The sequence below is a fragment of the Edaphobacter lichenicola genome (assembly GCF_014201315.1).
In the GTDB taxonomy this organism is placed as follows: domain Bacteria; phylum Acidobacteriota; class Terriglobia; order Terriglobales; family Acidobacteriaceae; genus Edaphobacter; species Edaphobacter lichenicola_B.
Genome location: NZ_JACHDY010000003.1, coordinates 221,752 through 238,282, shown reverse-complemented (window position 1 = coordinate 238,282; position 16,531 = coordinate 221,752). Strand labels below are relative to the sequence as shown.

The 16,531-nt window shown below is 60.6% G+C and carries 12 protein-coding genes; 7 read left to right on the top strand and 5 right to left on the bottom strand.

Going from position 1 to position 16,531, the window contains the following annotated elements; genetic code table 11:
* Window positions 1–66: 66 nt before the first annotated feature.
* Window positions 67–627 (bottom strand): DinB family protein, encoded by a 561-nt coding sequence (locus HDF09_RS12285; RefSeq protein ID WP_183766651.1) that lies wholly within the window; start codon window positions 625–627, stop codon window positions 67–69.
* A gap of 75 nt (window positions 628–702) precedes the next feature.
* Between HDF09_RS12285 and HDF09_RS12280 the strand changes: the two genes are divergently transcribed.
* Window positions 703–1,053 (top strand): cupin domain-containing protein, encoded by a 351-nt coding sequence (locus HDF09_RS12280; RefSeq protein WP_183766649.1) that lies wholly within the window; start codon window positions 703–705, stop codon window positions 1,051–1,053.
* A gap of 57 nt (window positions 1,054–1,110) precedes the next feature.
* Here HDF09_RS12280 and HDF09_RS12275 read toward each other — a convergent pair whose 3' ends face one another.
* On the bottom strand, window positions 1,111–1,629 hold the full coding sequence (locus tag HDF09_RS12275; protein WP_183766647.1) for an ester cyclase: 519 nt from the start codon (window positions 1,627–1,629) through the stop codon (window positions 1,111–1,113).
* 213 nt (window positions 1,630–1,842) lie between these two features.
* Here HDF09_RS12275 and HDF09_RS12270 point away from each other — a divergent pair, with 213 nt between their 5' ends.
* A complete protein-coding gene (locus tag HDF09_RS12270) occupies window positions 1,843–3,210 on the top strand; it encodes a cysteine desulfurase family protein (RefSeq protein WP_183766645.1) in 1,368 nt (455 codons plus the stop codon).
* A 196-nt stretch (window positions 3,211–3,406) separates the two neighbouring features.
* On the opposite strand, the gene HDF09_RS12265 is transcribed toward HDF09_RS12270, so the two are convergent.
* On the bottom strand, window positions 3,407–5,275 hold the full coding sequence (locus HDF09_RS12265; protein ID WP_183766643.1) for an APC family permease: 1,869 nt from the start codon (window positions 5,273–5,275) through the stop codon (window positions 3,407–3,409).
* 274 nt (window positions 5,276–5,549) lie between these two features.
* Between HDF09_RS12265 and HDF09_RS12260 the strand changes: the two genes are divergently transcribed.
* The 3 genes from HDF09_RS12260 (at window position 5,550) to HDF09_RS12250 (ending at window position 9,251) form a co-directional block, all read left to right on the top strand.
* Window positions 5,550–6,116 carry a glutathione peroxidase gene (locus tag HDF09_RS12260; protein WP_183766641.1) on the top strand — a complete coding sequence of 189 codons (567 nt, stop codon included), beginning with the start codon at window positions 5,550–5,552 and terminating at the stop codon, window positions 6,114–6,116.
* Between the two features lie 281 nt (window positions 6,117–6,397).
* Complete coding sequence (locus HDF09_RS12255) at window positions 6,398–8,365, top strand: M61 family metallopeptidase (protein WP_183766639.1); 1,968 nt, start codon at window positions 6,398–6,400, stop codon at window positions 8,363–8,365.
* Window positions 8,366–8,492: 127 nt separating this feature from the next.
* Window positions 8,493–9,251 (top strand): bestrophin-like domain, encoded by a 759-nt coding sequence (locus tag HDF09_RS12250; RefSeq protein WP_183766638.1) that lies wholly within the window; start codon window positions 8,493–8,495, stop codon window positions 9,249–9,251.
* A 122-nt stretch (window positions 9,252–9,373) separates the two neighbouring features.
* Here HDF09_RS12250 and HDF09_RS12245 read toward each other — a convergent pair whose 3' ends face one another.
* A complete protein-coding gene (locus HDF09_RS12245; RefSeq protein WP_183766636.1) occupies window positions 9,374–10,693 on the bottom strand; it encodes a protein kinase domain-containing protein in 1,320 nt (439 codons plus the stop codon).
* Window positions 10,694–11,138: 445 nt separating this feature from the next.
* Complete coding sequence (locus HDF09_RS12240; RefSeq protein ID WP_260181245.1) at window positions 11,139–12,563, bottom strand: serine hydrolase domain-containing protein; 1,425 nt, start codon at window positions 12,561–12,563, stop codon at window positions 11,139–11,141.
* Window positions 12,564–12,709: 146 nt separating this feature from the next.
* Between HDF09_RS12240 and HDF09_RS12235 the strand changes: the two genes are divergently transcribed.
* Window positions 12,710–13,045: a YegP family protein gene (locus tag HDF09_RS12235; protein ID WP_183766634.1), complete on the top strand. Its 336-nt coding sequence runs from the start codon at window positions 12,710–12,712 to the stop codon at window positions 13,043–13,045.
* Between the two features lie 114 nt (window positions 13,046–13,159).
* Window positions 13,160–16,507 carry an alpha-mannosidase gene (locus HDF09_RS12230; protein WP_183766632.1) on the top strand — a complete coding sequence of 1,116 codons (3,348 nt, stop codon included), beginning with the start codon at window positions 13,160–13,162 and terminating at the stop codon, window positions 16,505–16,507.
* Window positions 16,508–16,531: the final 24 nt, after the last annotated feature.

Here is a 16,531-nt window from a genome sequence, read left to right as displayed (position 1 = left end):
CCGGGGTCCCCGCAAACAGGTCTTCGTTTGTGGGGTGGCCAAGCGTAGGAGGCCCGTCCGGCAGGACTACGAAGCAGGAAACCCCACATGAGCCTTGATCTCCTCAATCTGTAACGCATGCCGGTCGCTGTGCCGGCCCACCAGCACCAGCCACTGATAGCAGTCAAGATCTCCAAACGCGATATGCGGAAAGAAGTGACCATGCAGATCAGCCTCCGTCTCCGCCGCAAACGCAACAGTCTCCGCCCGCGCCCCCCGCAGCTCCGCCATCAACTCGAGCCTGTCCGTCCAGCGGCCCACCGGAGACGCCGCCGCCCGAGCCTTGAGCTTCGTACTTCGGTCCTTCCCCACCCCAAGAACCAGGTGTTCTTTCGCAGCGGCCAGCCCACTCTTCTCCGGCTCCGCCGCCCCCTCCAGCGTCTTCGCGATCATCCCCCGGATGAAGCCCTCGAACACAACAAGATGTTCGACATTCTCCGCGATCGACCAACGCTCAGGCGTCTCCCGAAAGCTCCACTGCTCCTCCGACAATCCACGCACCAACTCCAACAGCCTCGCTTCACTCGAAGCCAACTCGTCCATAACCAGCCGTCTTTCTTGCTCTTCCATATCGCTATTACTACCCATTCCATCCACTTCATGCAAGACGGAAGAGCTATCTGCAGCAGGGTACAATCGCGAAACAAGAGCATGGAGCAATACATGCAAAATCCTTCCTTCGAAGTCATCAGTCTTTCGGCCGAATCAGCAACAGCGGAGAGCTACAACAACCATTCCATCGCTAACGTCAACGATCATGAAGTTCGCATAAGCGTCATGACCGAGTCCTATCACTGGCACTGCCATCCCGACTCCGACGAGAGTTTTCTTGCATTGGAAGGTGGCCTCTTCATTGATTTTGATGACCAGACCCTCGAGCTCTTGCCAGGCCACATGATTACCGTCAAGCGAGGCGTTCGTCACCGCACAAGACCGATCGGAAATCGCTCCGTCAACCTCACCTTCGAACGGGCGAACGCACAGACCGAGACGCTTCCCTCCCCAGAGGATTGACTCGGTTATTTGAGAATCGGAATGGCGATCACGACAGCCGCGGAACTATACCGTTTCCTAAGGTTTAGGCTGTGGCTCAGCCAATAACCCAAGCTGCTCCATCATGCCAACGTCATCCCGAGCTCCGTAATGATCGACGATCTTGCCATCGCGAATCTTGTACCAATGCATCACCTCGACCTCGAAGTGTTTATGGGTGGGAGGCACTCCAATCAATAAGCCTCCGTTTACTGATCGCCTCTGGACGCCAAGGTGAGTGCCGCTCTCGCGGCAACGAACAACGACCACATCGTCCTTCGCTACCAGATCAATGATGTCGAGACGAAAGTCAGGGAACGTCGTCCAAATGTCTTCATAAACCATTCTCAGGCGCTGACGTCCACCCGGCGTTCCAAAGTTCTTCGTATCCTCAGCATAGTAGGTCGACGCATTCTTCCAATCGCCGCGATTCATAGCCTCATGGTGCGCCCGAATCAAAGCCGCGTTCTCAGCCGACTTGTCCAGGTCAGCCGCAGCACAGTCTCTATTCACACCGAACGTCAAACACGAAAGCAACATCAAAACTGCAATCTTCATTAGATCTCCTCGGACATTGTGGTCTGTTGAATCTATCTAAAAACGTACTCCGCCGGAACGATTGCGCACGCCTGCCGCTCCTTCTGGGATGTGGCAATCTTCTAAGTCATATGCTGAGTCGCAAGTGCGGAGCCGATGGGTCATCATACTGCTCTACGCTCGATTTATCGGTCCCAAAACTGGACCCGGAGTAACACACAGTAAAATAAAATCATGCGCCGAATCTACATGGACGCCAACGCCACCACGCCTCTCCTCCCCGAGGTCTTCGAGGCCATGCGCCCCTTCTTCCTCGAGCACTACGGCAACGCCAGCTCCATTCACCAGCAGGGCCAGTTCGCCCGCGCCGCCGTCGACCACGCCCGCGACAGTGTCGCCCGCCTCCTCCACTGCCGCTCCTCCGAGATCGTCTTCACCTCCGGCGGCACCGAGAGCGACAACCTCGCCCTCTTCGGCACCCTCGAAAACGCCAAGCTCCTCGGCGAACCCGCCCACCTCATCACCACCAGCATCGAGCACGACGCCATCCTCCGCGCTGCCCAATCCCTCGAACAGTCCCTCGCAAAAAAGAAGGTAGGAGCCCTCAGCCGGGAGATCGAAGTCACCTTCCTCCCCAGCACCCCGCAAGGCCTCATCGAACCAGCCGCCTTACTGGCCGCCATCCGCCCCAACACCAGGCTCGTCAGCGTCATGTTCGCCAACAACGAGACCGGCGTCATCCAGCCCATCGCCGCGCTGGCCGCCATCGCCCACGCCGCCGGCGCGCTCTTCCACACCGACGCCGTCCAGGTCGTAGGCCGTCTCCCCCTCGACCTCAGCCCCAAAGGCCCGCTCAAGGACGTTGACCTCCTCACCCTCTCCGGCCACAAGATCTACGCCCCCAAAGGCATCGGAGCCCTCTTCGTCCGACGCAGCGTCCGCCTCGCCCCCATGCTCCACGGCGGCTCCCACGAGCGCCAGCGCCGCGCCGGAACCGAAAACGTAGCCGGCATCGTCGCGCTCGGCAAAGCCGCCGAACTAGCCCAGGCCTGGCTCGCCCAAACCCCGAGCACCACAGAAAATCCGAGTACCAACAAAAATCCGGGCACCCCCACAAATCCGGGTGCCCCATACATCGATTCTGATGTGTGGGCATCGGGCGCAAGCCCGACCGCTCTCCCCAGCCAAGCCGACAGCCCCACCCACCTCACCGCCCTACGCGACCGCCTCGAACAAAGCATCCTCTCCCAGGTAGAGGAGTGCGGCGTCAACGGAGCCGGAGCCCCCCGCGTCTCCAACACCACCAACCTCTACTTCGACCACATCGAAGCCGAAGCCCTCGTCATCGCCCTCGACCTCAAGGGCCTCTCCGTCAGCGGAGGCTCCGCCTGCCAGTCCGGCGCCACCGAACCCTCCCACGTCCTCACCGCCATGGGACTCTCCCCCGCCCGCGCCCGCGCCAGCATCCGCTTCTCCCTCTCCCGCCTCACCACCGCCGAAGAGATCGACCAGGCCCTCACCCTGATCCCCACCGCCGTAGCCCGCCTCCGCGACCTGAGCCCCACCTGGCGCAAGACCCCCGCCACCCTGATCCCTGCCTAACCCGACCAAAACAAAATCCGCCTCCCAAAGAGGCGGCCTACCCCACAAAAATAAAATCCAAAAAACCTGGCGTATCTTCATCACAGAAAAACACGCGGCGAAACACCACGTTCCACCGCGCATCTCACCACATCTTCACCATCAAAACACCACAACCAAAACACTGTTTTTCCCAAAAACCCCAGCAAAAACACCCTCACAGGTACCACGGAATATTAACCACCACAATCCGCTGATTCCCCTTCACCAGCAGCAGCAGCTTCAGCAGCTGAACCCGCTGATTATGCAGCGCATTCTCCCACCAGTGCCGCACCACCAGCTCCGGCAGCAGCACCGCCACCTTCCGCCCGGGATTCTTCTCCTCCAGCGTCAAAATGTAGTCCATCAGCGGATTGACAATAAACCGGTAATTCGAAAGAATCGTCACCAGCTCCGGCTCCTGCAGCCCCTCTTTCTTGATCGGCGCCATCACGTGCTCCTCCCAGATCTCCTCCAGGCTGCCCTCCTCATCATCCGAGTGCACATGCACCACCTTGATCTCTTTCGAAAGGAGCAGCCCGAACCGCATCGCCTTCTCTGTAATCCGGTCCCATCGCGCCATCGGTATCACCACAATAGGCTCCTGCAGATTCACCAGGTTCAACGGCGTCATATCCGCCATCTCCCGTCGCACCCGCGAGTAGTGCCGCTTCACCACCCACATAATCCCGATCAGCACCGGCACCAGCAGCGCCGTCACCCACGCGCCCGCCCGGAACTTCGCCACCAGCACGACGATCGTCGTAAGCCCCGTCGCCACCGCGCCAATGCCGTTCACAAACATGTGCCAGCCCCGTCCCGGATGCGCCTCGCCCTTCTTCCAATGCACCACCATTCCCGCCTGCGAGAGCGTGAAAGCCAGAAACGCTCCAATCGCATACAACGGAATCAGCCGGTCCGTCACACCGCCAAACAGAATCAGAATCACCGCCGTAAATGCCGTCAGCGCATAGATCCCGTGTGAGTACAGAAGCCGCCGCCCGCGCAGAATAAACACATGCGGCAGATAGTCATGCAACGCAATCGCCCGCGTCAGACGCGGGAAGTCCGCGAACGCCGTGTTCGCACTCAATGCCAGCGCCAGCAACACGCTACCCATCGTCAGAAAATAAAACCACCCGCGCCCAAAGACCGCAGTCACCAGCAAACTAAGCAGACTCTGAAACTGCGCCGCATCCGGATCCATCGGCATAATCCGGTAAGTCTTTGCCAGATACGCAATCCCAAACAACAGCACCATCAGTATGCCGATGATCACCGTCAGCGTCCGCTGCGCTCGCTGCACTCTCGGCTCGCCGAATGCCATCACGCCATTCGACACCGCCTCCACCCCGGTCATCGCCGCGCATCCACTCGCAAACGCCTTCAGCAGCATCCACGTTCCCAGCGTCCCCACCGTCGCCGGCAGCGCAGCAGGGATTGGAGCCATCGCCATCGGATGCCCACCAGCGTGAATCGTCTTCCACATCCCAACCACAATCAACGCGAGCAGCGTACTGACAAAAAGGAACGTAGGCAGCATGAATGCCGTCCCCGTATCCTTCACGCCGCGCATATTGACCAGCGCGAGAATCACCAGGATGATCAGACAGATCATCAGCGTATGCGGCTGTAGACTCGGCACCGCCGACGTCAACGCCGTCACGCCCGCCGAGATCCCCACCGCCGCCGTCAAAATATAGTCGATCATCAGCGCCGCAGCAGCCAGCAGCCCAGGCTTCTCCCCCAGATTCTCCGAGGCAACCGTATAGCTCCCACCCCCACCCGGATACGCCGCAATCGTCTGCCTGTAGCTGAAGTACACAATCGCCAGCAAAATCAGGATAGCCCCGATAATCCGCCAGCCATACTCCACCCCGCCAATCCCCAACGGAATCAGCAGCGTCATCGCCGCCTCTGGTCCGTACGCCGCGCTCGTCAGCCCATCCAGGCCAAAGATAGGGATTCCTGCAGCTACACCAATGTGCTCTGCCCGCTCCTCACTCGTCGCAAGCGGTCGTCCAATAATCGAATCTGTAAGTGACATACGATTTAGATCGTACCGCCTCTGTCAACTCAACTCACTCAATCTCTGCATTTAACCTGTCAGTCCCTGCAAAAATTTGTAAAGATCTCATAAAGACCGTGCCCGCAAGATCGCTCCCGCCCATCATTCCGTGCCGACCAGCGGGAGGCCCCACGCAGTTGATCCCCCAAAACAAGGTATACAAGTCACGAAGTGACCGCGGCCCGCGCAGGGCGCCCGTCCGGCAGGACCCAGCGCACCTATAATCAACTCACTAAAGCTTTCAGGAGAATCCATGTCCGCAGCCGCTCTCTACGACATCCCCGTCCACAAAATTACCGGCGAAGGCACCTCCCTCGCCGACTATCGCGGTAAAGTCCTCCTCATCGTCAACGTCGCCTCCAAGTGCGGTCTCACCCCCCAGTACGACGCCCTCGAAAAGATCTACGCCCGCTTCAAAGACTCCGGCCTCGTCGTCTGCGGCTTCCCTGCCAACGACTTCGGCGGCCAGGAGCCAGGCTCCAACGACGACATCCAGACCTTTTGCCGCTCCACCTTCGGCGTCGACTTCCCCATGTTCTCCAAGGTCACCGTCACCGGCCCCAACACCCATCCCCTCTATCAGTCCCTCATCGCCGCCCAGCCAAAGGCCACCAGCCCCGGCCGCGAAGCCTTCCGCGAAAACCTCAACGGCTTCCTCCAGCAGCACGGGGCCACCACCAACCCCGAACCCGGCATCCTCTGGAACTTCGAAAAGTTCCTCATCGACCGCAACGGCCGAGTCGCCGCCCGCTTCTCTCCCGAAGTCCTGCCCGACGACCCCACCGTAGTCGCCGCCATCGAATCCGCCCTCAACTCCTGAACATCGAACGAACCGGAGACGCATTCTGAGAGCATGTCTCAAAACTCCCCCAAATCGTCATTTCGACCGGAGCCGCGCAGTCTCATCGCGCGGCGGAGTGGAGAAACCCCCGCATTTCGCCCTTTGCTTCTATCTTTCGCCGATCCACAGCCTTCAGGCCCTTAGTGATGAGAAGCGTCTACCGAGGCCCCAAAAATCAGCCTGCATCCTTTCGTTCTCCTGATCCGTCTACACGTAATATCTAAAATCTTCACCTCACTTCGAGAGGAAAACTCCCGTTCATGATCGTCCGCCGCACCCTCCTGCCCCTGGCCCTGCTCACCCTCGGAACCCCTGCCCTTCTGCAAGCCCAGCAGACTCCCATCCAGATCACCGCCGACCTGTCCGAAGCTCCCCGCAAGCTCTACCACGCCGAAGTCGACATCCCCGTCCAGCCCGGCCCCGTCTCTCTCACCACCCCCAAGTGGATCCCCGGCAACCACCGCCCCACCGGCCCGGTCGATGACATCACCGGAGTCGTCTTCACCGTCAATGGTCCAGGCGGAACGAAAACAGTCCTTCCCTGGCGTCGCGACGACGAAGACCTCTACGAGTTCCACGTCACAGTCCCCGCCGGCGTCACCACCCTGCACGCCCATCTCGACTGCATCGTCACCGCCCGCGTCACCGACAAGCTAGCCGTCCTCGAATGGGAAAAACTCCTCCTCTACCCCGCGAAGACTCCCGTAAAAGACATCGCCATCCAGCCCTCCGTCATAGTTCCCGCAGGCTGGGGCATTGGCACCGCCCTCACCATCGCGAGCACGTCCCAGAACGGATTGTCTGGTCCGTTCAGTCCGGGGCCACCGGTGGTCACTACCTACGCCCCCACCACCGTCGAGCAACTCGAAGACTCCCCCGTCATCACCGGCCAGTACTTCCACGAGTTCGCCCTCGCACCCGAGGTCACACCCAGGCACTACATCGACGTAGTCTCCGACTCCCCAGAAGACTCCAACCTCCGCCCCGCCCTCCTCGCCGAACTCAACAACCTCGTCCGCGAGACCGGCGCAGCCTACGACTCCCGCCACTACAACGTCTACCACTTCCTCCTCACCCTCTCCGACGTAGCCGGCGGCGAAGGCCTCGAGCACGGCCAGTCCTCCGACAACGGCGTAGGCGAAAAAGGCTTCTCCGACCCCTCCCATCAACTCGGCGAATCCGACCTCCTCTCCCACGAGTTCACCCACTCCTGGAACGGCAAGTACCGCCGCCCCTTCAACCTCTATCAGGACGACTTCGAGAAGATGCAGCAGGGCTCGCTCCTCTGGGTCTACGAGGGCATGACCCAATACCTCGGCAACGTCCTCGCCGCCCGCTCCGGCCTCAAGTCGCAGGAGCAGTACCGCGACATGCTCGCCCTCTCCGCCGCCAATCTCGATTACAAGCCCGGCCGCGAGTGGCGCTCAACCGAAGACACCGCCATCTCCGCCAGCATCCTCCGCGGCGGCAACCCCGCCTGGTCCAACTGGAAGCGCGGACAGGATTACTACCAGGAGGGCGAGCTCTTCTGGCTCGACGCCGACACCCTCATCCGCCAAAAGACCGACAACAAGAAATCCCTCACCGACTTCCTGCACCTCTTCCTCGGCAAAGGCGGCAACACCGGCCCCAGCATCGTCACCTACAACCGCGACGAACTCATCGCCGACCTCAACCAGGTCTACAAATACGACTGGGCCACCTTCATCCACGAGCGCATCGACAACATAAACCCGCGCGCTGACCTAGCCGGCATCGAACGCGGCGGCTACAAACTCGTCTTCACCGATGAACCCACAAAATCCGAACGCACCCTCGCCAACTCCGGCAGCCGTCGCGGCAGCTCCGTCAACGTCTGGTACTCCCTCGGCCTCCGCGTCTCCGCTGAAGGCAACATCGCCGACATCCGCTGGAACAGCCCCGCCGACAAGGCGAAGTTCTTCCCCGGAGAGAAGATCATCGCCATCAACGGCAACGTCTACTCCGCCGACGCCCTCAAGACCGCAATCAAGCAGGCAAAAGGAACCTCCGAGCCCATCCACTTCATCCTCCAGAGCGACGCCTTCGTCACCACCGCCGACATCGACTACCATGACGGCGCCCGCTACCCACAACTGGTCCGCGTAGACGGCACCCCCGCTTACCTCGACGACATCACCAAACCACTAGCCAAATCCGAACCCATCCCTGCCGAAAAGAAAGAAAAAGAAAAAGACTCCACCGAATAGTCGCCACAGCACACAGCAAAACAAAAATAAAAGCGCCGCTCTCCCTCAAGAGCGGCGCTTTTTTGCTGTGGCCTGCAAGCAGGCTGGGGTAAGCTTGGAATCCATCACGCGGAGATGCTCGCCCTTCATGCTGACCCTCATCCAAAACATCGTCATCCTCATCGTCACAATGACCTGCTCCATGCTCTTCCTGGCGCTTCTCAACCGCATCTGGCCACGCGAACGGCGCACCGTACACAACGACCTCATCGGCTGGCAACTCGGCATCCTCGGCACCACCTACGCGGTTATCCTCGGCTTCATGCTCTACACCGTCTGGACCAACTTCGGAGAAGCCAACCTCAACGCCGACCTCGAAGCCAACTCCCTGCGCAACGTCTATCACATCGCCGAAGGCCTGCCCACGCCGCAACGAATACTCCTCGAGCAGCAGGCCCGCGACTACGCCGACGCCGTCATCAACCACGACTGGCCAGAGATGTTTCAAAGCAAACTCCCCGAAGAGAGCCACCTTCTCAATCGCGACATGTGGAAGACCCTCATGTCCGTCAAAGCCGCTACCCCCTCCGAGCTCATCGCCGAAGATCACGCGCTCACCGAACTCAGTGCACTCACCGAGCATCGCCGAACCCGCCTTCTCCAGAGTGTCTACCGCCTCCCCACCATCTTCTGGGGAGTCCTCCTCGTCGGCGGACTCGTCACCGTCCTCTCCGCCTCCCTCTTCGGGTCCGCCAATCGAGCCCTCCACGCGGTTCAGGTCTTCTGTTTCACCCTCCTCATCACCCTCGTTCTCCTCGCCATCGCCGACGTCAACCTGCCCTTCCGCGGCTGGGTGCACGTCAGCCACTTTGCCTTCCTGCGAGCCCAGCAAAATATGAACGACTAGCCGTCCCAAACTCCCATTCCGACCAACGGGAGGCCCACACCACCAATCCCACCAAAACAAGGTATACGCGTCACGAAGTGACCGCCCCACGCGAAGTGGGCCCGTCCGGCAGGACAACGCCACTATCGACGATAGTTCTGAGCGTAGCTGTCGTGAGGCAGCCCTTCAGCGCGTCCCTTCCTGATAAAAGCAAACGCCTCATCCCGGCTCATCGTCCCACCAACGACCACAAGGTACGGCGAGTGCCCACTTGGCGTAAACACCTCTGGCCGCAGATCCGGATGCATCGCCCTAAGACTCTCCACCTTCTGCTGAGCCTGAGCCTCGCGGTTATACGTAAACGCCACCACCCGCCACTGCCCCACCCCAACACTAGCCGGCGCAGTCACAGAAGCCTCCGGCGCAGCCGTAGCAGGAGCAGCAGCAGCCACCCCAGCAGAACCAGCCTCAGCCGAAGGCGTCTCCAGAGCAGGCGCAGGAGCCGCATCACTCGCCTCCGTCGCAATCGCAGGCACTACCGCATTCGCCTGCACCGCTCCACTGGACTTCGACCACCGGCCATGCATGAAGAGCGCGATCAGCAGCAGCAACACCATCGCTCCCACGCCAATCACCAGCCGTCGTCCTTCAATCCCGCCTGACTTCTCCTCCGCAACCCGCACACGATTTGTCGAATAAGTCGGCAGCTCCACCGGCATCTCCGCCACCTTCTCCGGCCGAGACTCCCTCACCGCAACCGGCCGCGCCTCCACCCGAATCTCCGTGTCCGGCCGCAACGCCCTAACCATCTCCGGAATCCCCCACTCCCCGCTGATTCCCTTCCTGATCATTTCATCGAACGGAGCATCCAGCGGCAGTTCGCGCTTTGCCTCCTCCAGCGTCTTCTTCTGCGTCAACGCCCGCAGCAGCACCACCGCGAAATCATGTGCGTCCTTCTGCTTCAGCTCACTCCCCTCCTGTCCCTCGGGAGTCTCGCGAATACAGTCGCTCCGCAGCTTGATCGACTCACCAACCGCCAGCACATTCGCCGGCTCGATATGCTCATGCACAAAACCATTCGTGTGCAGCGACTCAAGCGCCGACGCCAGGCTCGTCGCAATCTGCCTGGTCTCCTGCACCGTCAACCGCCGCTCCGCCACGATCTCAGCCATGTTCGCGTCCACCGGCTCCATCACCGCGTAGACCAGCGACGTCTCATCCAGCATCACCCTGCCAAACTGAATCAGCTTCACCAGATTGGGATGATTCAACGCCTGAATCCCGCGCCACCGCACCAGGATCTCTTCATCATCGAAGTGCGACTCGATCAGCCGTATCACCGTCGGCCCACCCACACCATTCGACGTCGAAAAGAACGCGCTCCGGCCTTCAGGCCGTATCAGTTTGGTTAGAGGAAACGCTCCATCGATCGTTCTTCCTTCATACTCCGTCCACAGTTCCATGTCTGATCCACCGTCCTAAGTATTGACTCAAGGGAGAAAGCCACAAAAGGCAAAATAAAACAAAGAGGGACGACGAAAAGCCCTGCGGCAACCATACGCCTCATCACCACGCACTATTATCCTTTATTGCGCGGCGTCACTCAACGGATACCGGAGCATCATCACCGACACGTCCTCTGCCTGTCAGTTTGTCATCCGGCAAGGTTGTCATCCAGCAAGAATCTGTTTGTCACGCGGCAAGGATCTGTTCTGCCATCACCGCTTTGATGCAGAGGCTGCTGAAAAGTCCGTTTTGCTTAAGGGCACGGCTGGTAGCCCAAGGCTTTAGCCTTGGGTCTCCGTGCCGCTAGAGCTTTGGGTGCAGCTTCAGCCGCTGAGGTCAGCCTTTCGTTTCGGAGGGTATCTTTTCTTCGCCCTCTGCAGCCACAGCCCCACCTCAAACCCTCTAGCTCCCCGAAGGAATCACCAGGTACTGCTCCAGCTTCCCATCCGGCTCCTCATAGGTCGTAACCCGCAACTGCCGATCCGGAAAGCTCACACTGAAAGACCGAAACGTCATCCCGCCGCGCAACTCCTCATCCATCTGCTTGAAGCTGCCTGGCACCCCCAGCGGCTTCAGGCTGCCGGCAAAGTCCCCCACCGCCTCCTCGGTAAAGTACGCATCGCAAAACGCCGTCAACTGCGACCGGTCCAGCTTACCCTCCTGCAGCCCCGTAAAGATCGCAAGCGCCCGCCTCTCTGCGGCCGCCGTTCCATCCGACGCACTCGCCGCAGCACTCCCGCCCAGCACCAGTGGAGCGATCTTCCGCGCCAATGCGCCGGCAGCGCTCGAAGCATCTTCATTCGTCAGCACCGTCACCGCAACCTTATCGTCAGGAAACACCGAATTCTGCGAGACAAACCCCGACACCTCGCCGCTATGAGAGATCACACGATGCCCATCCCGCGCGCTCACCTGCACGCCAAGCCCATAGTGAGTGCCGCTGCCATCCTTCAGCTTCACCTCAGTAAACATCTCGTCATAGGAAGCCGGCGCCAGCAGAGTTCGATTCATCAAACTGATATTCCACTGCGCCAGATCGCTCGCAGGCATCGCCAACTCTCCCGCCGCAAACATCCACCCCGCACCCTCCTGCGGAGCCGGCCGCAGCGGCCCCAGCGCATGCTGGTAGTACCCCGTCGGGTCATTCGCCGGCAGCCTGCTCGCGTCCGAGTTCAACACCCCTGTCATCTTCAACGGCTTGAAGATCCGCTCCTGCAACTGCTCGATCAGCGGCTTCCCCGCGACAATCTCCGCGATCCGTCCCGCAATCACATAGTTCGTATTCGAGTACTGCCACTTGGTCCCCGGCTCGAAGTCCAGCGGCTTCTTCGCCCACACATCCAGAATGTGCTGCGGCGTCGCCGGCTGCATCATCGACGTCATCACATAGTCCTCCGGCCAGAAGTCCTGGTACCCCGAGGTCATCGACAGCACCTGCCGCACCGTCACATCGCTCGCCCGCGTCAGCTCCGGCAGATACTTCCCCACCGGATCGTCCAGCTTCACCCCGCCATCCTGCACCAGCAGCAAAATAATCGCCGCAGTAAACTGTTTGCTCACCGACCCGATCGAGTACTGCATCCCCGGCTCCGCCAGCATCACCGGCTCCAGCCGAGCCTTCCCATACGCCTTCACATAAGCGATCTTCCCGCCCTGCACCACCGCCACCGAAGCACTCGGCACCCCGGTAGCCTTCAGCACCTCTGCCGCCGCCGCATCGATCCCCGTCGCCGTAGCCGTCGGCAGCGAGTTCTGCGCCCACGCCGCACCCATCGTTACAAAACCTAGTCCAAAGACCGCCGCCGCTCTAACTCGCAGATTCATCATGCACGAAAGACTACCAGCGCCCTCGTCCACCCACCACCCCTCTGCAATAAATTCTCAACCCCCGGCTCAAACACGAGCTACAATCCGAATCAGCAAAAATCCGGCCCTCGCAAACGACACCAACGCTTCCCTCTCAAGGAGAATTCATGGCAGGCACGTTCGAGATCAAGAAGGCAAAAGACGGCGAGTTCTACTTCCACCTCAAGGCCGGCAACGGCCAGATCATCCTGGCCAGCGAGATGTACGTCGGCAAGTCCTCCGCCGAAAATGGCATCGAGTCGGTCAGGAAGAACGCCCCCATCGATGCTCACTACGAGCGTAAAGAAGCCAAGAACGGCCAGCCCATGTTCAACCTCAAAGCCGCCAACCATCAGGTCATCGGCACCAGCGAAACCTACACCACCACCACCGCGCGCGACGCCGGCATCGAGTCCGTCAAAGCCAACGCCCCCGACGCCCCAATCCACGACCTGACCGTCTGATCCGCCCAACACCATCAGCCCGCCGATCAGAGCCCGCCGATCAGAGCTCTCGCGGACCAAATCACACGACGACTCCGTTGTGAGTTCCCGCATGCATTTGCTACCCTTGCCTTTATGCGTCTTAGCCGGCTCTCGCTCGCCCTCCTGCTCTCCTGCACCCCCCTCCTCGCCCAATCTTTCACTCCAGTCCGCGAACAGAAAAACCTCTCACCCGCAGCCGCAGCCAAGCTCCACACCCTCGAGACCCTCAACTCCCTCCCCGCAGGCGACTGGCGCTTCCACGTAGGCGACATCCCCCACGGCGAATCTCCCACCCTCGACGACTCCTCCTGGACCCTCGTCCAGCCCAAATCCAAAGCCCCCCACGAGGCCGTCTGGTATCGCCGCCAGATCGAAGTCCCCAGGACCCTCAACGGCTACGACATCACCGGCGCCCGCATCTCCTTCCAGTTCCGCTCCGACGCCAACGGTGCCGTCCCCGAGATCATCTACTTCAACGGCAAGCGTGTCGCCCTCGGCGAAGACCTCGAACCCATCGTCCTCTTCGAACCCGCCCACCCCGGCGACAAGATCCTCGTAGCCGTCAAACTCCTCCAGACCGTCGACGACAAGAACTTCTCCGGCGTCCGCCTCACCATCGAGCCAAATCCCAACGCCACCGGCGCCAACGCCCGCCCATCCCCAGACGACATCCGCATCCAGTGCATCGCCGCCGCCAACCTCCTCCCCGCGCTCCCCACCCCGCGCCCAGACCTCCTCCCCAAAGTTGAAGAAGCCGTAGCCGCCATCGACACCAACGCCCTCGCCTCCGCCGACCAGGCCGCCTTCGACAGATCCCTCCGCAACGCGCAAGAGATCCTCACCACCCTCCATCCCGTCCTCGCCGAAGCCAAAATCGACCTCGCCGGAAACTCCCACATCGACGCCGCCTGGCTCTGGCCCCGCAGCGAAACCATCGACGTCGTCAAGCGCACCTTCACCACCGCGCTCCAGCTCATGAACGAGTACCCCGACTACACCTTCTCCCAATCCGCCGCGCAGTACACCGAGTGGATGGCCGAAAAATATCCCGCTCTGAACGAGCAAATCAAGCAGCGCGTCAAAGAAGGCCGTTGGGAGATCGTCGGCGGCATGTGGGTCGAGCCCGACCTCAACCTCCCCGACGGCGAATCGCAGGTCCGCCAACTCCTCCTCGGCCAGCGCTACTTCCAGCAGCAGTACGGCGTCACTGCCCGCATCGGCTGGAACCCCGACTCCTTCGGCTACAACTGGCAGCTCCCCCAGATCTACAAGCGCTCCGGCCTCGACTACTTCGTCACCCAGAAGATGCACTGGAACGACACCAACCAGCTCCCCTTCCGCCTCTTCTGGTGGGAGTCGCCCGACGGCAGCAAAGTCCTCACCTACTTCCCCACCGACTACGTCCACGACAACGTCAACCCCACCCGCATCTCCGCCGACTTCGCCGAGTCCGCCGACCGCAACCCCGGCACCACCGAGATGCTCGACCTCTACGGCATCGGCGACCACGGCGGCGGCCCCACCCGCGCCATGCTCGACCAGGCCGACCACTGGATCGCCGCAGGCTCCAAAGATCACGACGCCGTCCCCACCATGCGCTACCACACCGCGCAAAACTACTTCACCAACGTAGAAAAGAACCTCAACCCAACCTCCCCCACCTGGGACTACGACTCCATCGCGAAAGGCTACACCGCCCCACCAGCCGCCAACGGAGCCCTCGGCATCCCCACCTGGAAAGACGAGCTCTACTTCGAGTACCACCGCGGCATCTACACCACGCAAGCCGCGCACAAACGCAACATGCGCACCAGCGAAGTAGCCACCCTCGACGCCGAAAAACTAGCCTCCCTAGCTTGGCTAGACGGGCGCGCATACCCCGCCGATGAACTAAACGAAAACTGGAAAAAAATCACCTTCAACCAGTTCCACGACCTGGCCGCAGGCTCCGGCATCGCCATCATCTACAAAGACGCCCAACGCGACTACACCGAAGTCTTCCACGCGGACAAAGAGATCGCCGACAACTCCCTCAACACCCTCGCCGCCCGCATCGATACCCGCGTCACATCTGGCGTACCGATTCTCGTCACAAACACACTTGCATGGCCCCGCTCAGAAACGTTCGAAGCTACGGTTCAGCTCCCCGAGCACTCCGATTCAATTTCATTGAAAGACGAGCAGAATCGAGTCTTGCCGATCACGGTACTCCACCACGACGACGCAACAAATACCTTCAAAGTTCTTGTTCGGTCGTCCAATGTGCCTTCTCAGGGCTACAAAGTTTTGAACGCAAGCGGAGTGAATGGAGAACAGCCCATCGCAGAGACCTCGATCCGAGGTCAACTAGCTTGGAGACAGCGCCCTCCTGACAATTCGATTATTTTGGGGAATGACAACTTGTCAGTGGAGATTGACAAGAGCACTGGCTGCATTAAAAGGCTATTGCACGACGATAAAGAATTCATCGCTCCCAACGGTTGTGGCAACCAGCTCCAGACCTTCAAAGACACCCCCAAGCAATATGACGCCTGGAACATCGACCCGGGGACTCTTGACGGCACGATGACACCCATCAGCCGGGTCGATTCGATCCAACTAATTGGAGACGGCCAACAGGGCGAAAGCGTACGCATCACCCGTCATTGGCAGTCCTCAAAATTTGTTCAAGACATCTCCCTCGACGCCGGAGCCGACACCGTCCGCATCACTAACGACATCGACTGGCACGAGACCCACGTCCTCCTCAAAGCCGCCTTCCCCCTAGCCGCCACCAGCGGTAAAGCCACCTACGAGATCCCCTACGGCTCCATCGAGCGCCCCACCACCCGCAACAACTCCTGGGAGAAGGCCCAGTTCGAAGTCCCCGCCATGCGCTGGGCCGACCTAGGCGACGACCACCAGGGCCTCTCAATCCTCAACGACTCCAAGTACGGCTACGACGCCGTCGGCAACACCCTCCGCATCACCCTCCTCCGCTCCCCCACCTGGCCTGACGCCGAAGCCGACCGCGGCCACCAGCACTTCGTCTACGCCCTCTACCCCCACACCGGCACCTGGAAGCAAGCGCAGACCGTCCGCCGCGGCTACGAGCTCAACGACCCACTCAAAGCCCAGCAGGTCTTCGCCCACACCGGAACCCTCCCCGCCGAACACTCCTTCGCCAGCATCGAAAACCCCAACGTAACCCTCACCGCGATAAAAAAAGCCGAAGACTCCGACGCCCTTGTCTTCCGCATGTACGAGTGGGCCGGCACCGCATCCGAAGTAAAACTCCACATCCCCCACGGAGCCACCTACGCCATCGAGTCCAACATGATGGAAAAACCCGAAGGCGACCACCTCCCCCTCACCGGAGACGTCGTCACCGTCCCCATCAAACCCTACGAGATCCTCACCCTCCAGGCCATCTACCCAACCCCCACCGCCACCGCAAAATAGTAGTTATCCGTGGACTGCGCTCCG

Coding starts and splice junctions, on each gene's coding strand:
- HDF09_RS12240 (WP_260181245.1), bottom strand. CDS start 12,563: ATGATGAATCTGCGAGTTAGAGCGGCGGCGGTCTTTGGACTAGGTTTT.
- HDF09_RS12235 (WP_183766634.1), top strand. CDS start 12,710: ATGGCAGGCACGTTCGAGATCAAGAAGGCAAAAGACGGCGAGTTCTAC.
- HDF09_RS12270 (WP_183766645.1), top strand. CDS start 1,843: ATGCGCCGAATCTACATGGACGCCAACGCCACCACGCCTCTCCTCCCC.
- HDF09_RS12265 (WP_183766643.1), bottom strand. CDS start 5,275: ATGTCACTTACAGATTCGATTATTGGACGACCGCTTGCGACGAGTGAG.
- HDF09_RS12280 (WP_183766649.1), top strand. CDS start 703: ATGCAAAATCCTTCCTTCGAAGTCATCAGTCTTTCGGCCGAATCAGCA.
- HDF09_RS12250 (WP_183766638.1), top strand. CDS start 8,493: ATGCTGACCCTCATCCAAAACATCGTCATCCTCATCGTCACAATGACC.
- HDF09_RS12285 (WP_183766651.1), bottom strand. CDS start 627: ATGGGTAGTAATAGCGATATGGAAGAGCAAGAAAGACGGCTGGTTATG.
- HDF09_RS12230 (WP_183766632.1), top strand. CDS start 13,160: ATGCGTCTTAGCCGGCTCTCGCTCGCCCTCCTGCTCTCCTGCACCCCC.
- HDF09_RS12275 (WP_183766647.1), bottom strand. CDS start 1,629: ATGAAGATTGCAGTTTTGATGTTGCTTTCGTGTTTGACGTTCGGTGTG.
- HDF09_RS12245 (WP_183766636.1), bottom strand. CDS start 10,693: ATGGAACTGTGGACGGAGTATGAAGGAAGAACGATCGATGGAGCGTTT.
- HDF09_RS12255 (WP_183766639.1), top strand. CDS start 6,398: ATGATCGTCCGCCGCACCCTCCTGCCCCTGGCCCTGCTCACCCTCGGA.
- HDF09_RS12260 (WP_183766641.1), top strand. CDS start 5,550: ATGTCCGCAGCCGCTCTCTACGACATCCCCGTCCACAAAATTACCGGC.